This is a genomic window from Mitsuaria sp. TWR114 (genome assembly GCF_007997345.1).
The window spans coordinates 1-4,387 of the sequence record NZ_VOSR01000546.1; the positions used below are offsets into that span (position 1 = coordinate 1).

General features: G+C 69.6%; 3 protein-coding genes and 2 pseudogenes. 2 read left to right on the top strand and 3 right to left on the bottom strand.

Features of this window, described 5'->3' with window-relative positions; translation table 11 throughout:
- A pseudogene (locus FUT87_RS30895) lies at positions 1 to 455 on the bottom strand (methyl-accepting chemotaxis protein); the annotation flags it as partial.
- A 145-nt stretch (positions 456 to 600) separates the two neighbouring features.
- Positions 601 to 1,104, bottom strand: a pseudogene (locus FUT87_RS31785) (MCP four helix bundle domain-containing protein); the annotation flags it as partial.
- Between the two features lie 487 nt (positions 1,105 to 1,591).
- Between FUT87_RS31785 and FUT87_RS29040 the strand changes: the two are divergent.
- Both FUT87_RS29040 and FUT87_RS18940 read left to right on the top strand, forming a co-directional pair.
- Positions 1,592 to 2,002, top strand: a complete 411-nt coding sequence (locus tag FUT87_RS29040) for a hypothetical protein (protein WP_175538127.1) — start codon at positions 1,592 to 1,594, stop codon at positions 2,000 to 2,002.
- Between the two features lie 147 nt (positions 2,003 to 2,149).
- Complete coding sequence (locus FUT87_RS18940) at positions 2,150 to 2,674, top strand: hypothetical protein (RefSeq protein WP_147242029.1); 525 nt, start codon at positions 2,150 to 2,152, stop codon at positions 2,672 to 2,674.
- Between the two features lie 85 nt (positions 2,675 to 2,759).
- Here FUT87_RS18940 and FUT87_RS18945 read toward each other — a convergent pair.
- Positions 2,760 to 4,387 (bottom strand): peptide-N4-asparagine amidase (locus tag FUT87_RS18945; protein ID WP_147242030.1); only part of this gene is annotated, 1,628 nt, incomplete at its 5' end.

Genomic DNA, 4,387 nt, shown 5'->3' on the forward strand with positions numbered 1-4,387 from the left:
ACGCCGATGATGTCGGCGATGCGGCGGCTGCTCTCGTGGATGCCACGCATGGTGTCGACCACCTGGCCCACGACCTCGCCGCCGCGGGTCGCGACCTCGCTGGCCTCGCGCGCCCGCTGGTTGGCCTGCTGGGCGTTGTCGGCGTTCTGGCGCACCGTGGCGCTGAGCTGCTCCATCGAGGCGGCGGTCTCCTCGAGCGCCGCGGCCTGTTCCTCGGTCCGCGACGACAGGTCGTTGTTGCCCTGCGCGATGCGGGTGCTGGCGTCGGCGATCTGCTCGGCGGAGCCCCGCACCTGGCCGATCAGCGCGAGCAGTTGACCCTGCATCGCCCCCATCGAGGCGAGCACGCTGGCCGCCGGCGCTTGCGCGGCGCCTTCGACCGGACGCAGGTCGCCGTCGGCGATGCGGCGGGCGGCGTCGGCCAGTTGCGCCGGCTCGGTGCCGAGCGCGCTCATCAGGCGGCGCGTGATCAGCCAGCCCAGGCCGCAGGCGCGCCACGGCGGCGAGGCTGAGCAGCGTCAGCCACCAGCGCTGCGCCTGGTACTGGGCGGTGGACGCGGCGATCTCCTCGTCGGCCGCACGGGCGGCGAAGTCGACGTACTCGCGTGTGGCGGCCAGCAGCGCCGCCAGCAGCGGGCGGCAGTCACGGGTCATGGCGGTCATCGCCTCGTCGCGCCGGCCGGAGGACGCCAGCTCGACGATGTTCGCCGCGACCGGGCCATAACGCCCCTCCACCTCCAGGAGACGCGCGACCAACTCGCGTTCGCGGGGGCTGGCTTCGGGCGCGGCGGCCACCGCGTCCTTGAGCTTGCGCAGGTGCTCGCCGATCGCCGAGTGGGCGTCGAGGGCCATCTTTCGGGCGGACTCGACGTCCGCCGCCTCCTTGACGATCACCATGTCCCGCACGCCGATGGCGCGGCGGTTGGCGGCGATGCGCACGTCGACGGCCATCGATTCCCGCTCATCGATGCCGTGCACGAACCCGGCGAACCGTGCATCCGCGGCGGCGAGGCCTCGCAGCGCGACGGCGCTGACCAGCATCACCACCGCGACCAGCGCGGCGAAGGCAAACGACAGCTGCTTCTTGATGGAAAGACCATTCATGGATCTGCTCTTGAGACAAACGGCGCTCGGAAGGGCGCGGGCGGCTGCGGTGGGCGGCCGATCAGTCTGGCGGCATGGGGTGAGGAAATGATATTTTTGAAATCACCGCTGCCGATATCACCACTTCGGACGAGCGTGACGCAGTACGGAAGGGGTGGTCCCGGCCCCCGCGAACGAGGGGAGGAGCACCGTGATCGGTGTCACGGCCCGGGAGATCGGGGGCTCGCCTTCTCGTCTGAATGGTTGTCCACGGTGTCGTTCGGGAGCGCGGCCCGGGGGGGCCTGACACGGGGATCGTGAGGGGGTTGGCGGGCGCGAAACGAGCGTCCGTGCCGCTGCGCTACGATCGCCCGATAGACCGTGAGCCTGTCATCCCGAAGTCTTCGCCTGGTTTTCCTCCGACGGACGCCGTGCAAGCCCTCGCCTTGATTGCTTGGCGACTCTGTTCGCGCCGCATGTCGCGGCGCGACACGCGCGGAGGTGTTCCATGCCTGTCCCCCAAACCCTCGACGAGCTCCGGGTGTCGTTGCGCCAAAGTGTCGATGCCCTGCAAAGACGCCAGGCCAGCGAGATCCCCGAACAGCTGATCGACCGGCTGGTGGATCTGGACTGGCTGGAATGGCATGGTGGCAATTTGCGTCTCACGACCACCGGGGCCAACATCCACCGTCAGGAGATCGTCCGCGTTCGCGCCCTCGCCGAGTCGTCCTCAGGCTCCTCGATCACCCCCAACCTCACGGAGGCCACCATCGCTACCCCGAACTACCAGTACGAGAAACGTCAACGCGAACTCGCCAAGAAGAAGAAGAAGGAAGAGAAGGCCCAGCGCAAGGCCGCTGGCTCGCCGCCCGCGCCTGCATCGGAGACCCCCGACGGCGAGAAGCCCGGCCCAGCCTGAGCGCCACGGTCCTTTTGGTGAGCTAGTTCGCGTTGCCGACGGCATCGCGAGCGGCCGTTAGGAATTGGTGCTGACTCGCAGTGGGGGGTCTGGGATCCTCCGCCGCCTATGTCCACGTCCCGCCTGGCCTCCCTCAGAGGCGTCGCCTTGCTCGCGGCGCCCTTCCGCCGCATGGCCCGGCTCCTTTCGACCGACGTGCGCCTGGAGCGCAAGGGCCGGCGTATCGGCATCCGCGTGGCGGCCCCTCCGCCCGAACCCTCGCCGCCGGACAGCAGCGCCCTCGAGGCGCAGAAGGCCACCGGCATCGCGCTCAAGAAACTGCTCGACACGCATCGCCAGACACGGCGGGTGATGCGTCATCTCGGCTACCTCGAGCGCGCGCTGGCGGCCCGTGGCCAGGAAGCGCTGAACGATCTGCCGGTGGAAGTGATCGCGAAGGCGCTGAAGCAGTTCGAAGCCCTCGTCAGCAACTGGTCCGATCCCGTGCTCGCGGGCCTGCGGTCGCAGATGGCGGTGGCGGTGCTGCGCCGGTCCGACGATCCCTTCGGTGGACCGGTGTCCGGCCGACGCTCCGAGTTCTACACGGATTCGCGGCTGGAAGTCAGGGATGACTCGCCGTCGGCGTTCATGGAGTTCGAGCGCGCGTTCCACGGCAAGGACCTGCGCTCCTGAGAGCGCCGGCCGGCGCGACGCGACACCGGCCAGAGGCGCCTTCGCCGCCCACCCCCAGCGTCGGCCGGGAGCGGGCATTTGTGCCTCAAGGCTCCGAGATGCGGCCCAGCAGCGCCTGCGCCGGCGCGCCATCCGGCTGGGCCAGCCAGTTCAGGCGGTTGCCGCCCGTGCAGCCCGCGCCGTCCTGGAAGGAGGCGAGCACATTGGCCGCCGTCACCACGCTGCGCTGGTAGCAACTGCCCAGGCTGTCTTCGTAGGTGACGGTCTGGCTGCCCTCCTCGCCCCCACGCTGCGCGGGACCGCCGGTGCTGCTGAAGAGGAGCGCCGATTTGACGGCCAGCGTGTTCCTGAACGCGCTGTGGAAGGCATCGCCCCCGTTCACCGTGCGGGACACGTCGGTGCGGAAGTCCTGCGCGGCCGTGGCGTCCTGCCGGTTCTTGTCGCCGTCATAGGTGTAATCCATGTCCAGCGGGTAGCTCAACGCGATCCGGTCGACGGTCCGGCGGCCGCTGCCCTCCGTCGTGACGGTGGCCGTGCTGGTGGTCCTCTGCGTCAGTGTCTGGCGATAGATGGCGCCTGCGATATTGAATTTCTGCTGGTTGCTGAACGTGAGGTCGTGCTGCACGGTCGTGGTGACGCGGCCGTTGGAGGTGTTGACGTAGCCCGTGACCGCATAGCTGTGAGCCGCCGTGACCCCCAACGTGCCGCCGACGCTGCTGTCGGCGGCCGTGGTGATGCCGTTGCTCGTGACGGGAGGCGTCAGCGCCGCGCTCGCCAGCGTGTTGCTGCTCAGGGCCCCGCCGGTCTGGCTCGCGGCGGCATCCTGGTAGACCAGCAGACTGCCGACGACCGCGAAGTGATCCTGCGCGCCCTGCACGGAGATGGCCACGGTGTGCGGCGTGCCATCGCTCAGCGCACCGGCGAAGGGGGTGAGGTCCACGCGCGAGGGGACGAAGGACAGCGTCTCCGCCCCTGGCGTCGGCCGCCACAGGCCCGGATCGACGCCGCCGGTATAGACCCGCGGCACCACCGGCGCCAGGCCGGCCGGCTGCCCGTCGATGCGGACCAGCACTTCGCGGAAGCTGCCGCCGCCGCAACTCTGCAGGACCTGCGCCTGGTCGTCGGGCACGCAGGTGTACCAGAACTCGTCACCCCCCTGACTCTCCGCCTGAACGTCCAGATAGAGACGCACCATGTTCGTGGGCAGCGACATCGTGCGCTGCAGCGCATCCGCCGCGGACTTGAGATTGGCCGGGTCGCCCGTCTTCAGGTCGCCCGCCAACGGGATCACGAGGTCCGCAGCCCGAGTGCTGGCCGCATCGGCCGAGCTGCCCGCCGGATAGAAGACCAGCCGCGCCGAGCCCGTCAGCAAGCCGGTGTAGGTCGTGTCGACAACGTTGTCCAGACGCACGAAACCATCAGCCGAGGCGGTCAGGGCCTTGGCGTAGTCGGTGACGTCGCGCTCGACATGCCAGCTCGGCGCCACGTTGGCCGAGGGCTCCTGCGTGGTGCCGGCGTAGAGGTTGATGCCGCCGATGGAGATCAGGGCGGTACGGTCGAACTGGCGGCCGGCGTTGACGGCGAAGTCCGCTTCCAGCACCACCTTGGCCCAGGGACCGGGGCAGGCGCCCGCGCCGGCATAGGCGAAGGAGTGGGCGTCGAAGCCCTGGAAGCTCATGCCGTCATACAGCTTGACCGTGCAGGCCGCGGTCG

Excerpts from the sequence above, each read along its gene's own strand:
- FUT87_RS29040 (WP_175538127.1), top strand. The coding sequence starts at position 1,592 with ATGCCTGTCCCCCAAACCCTCGACGAGCTCCGGGTGTCGTTGCGCCAA.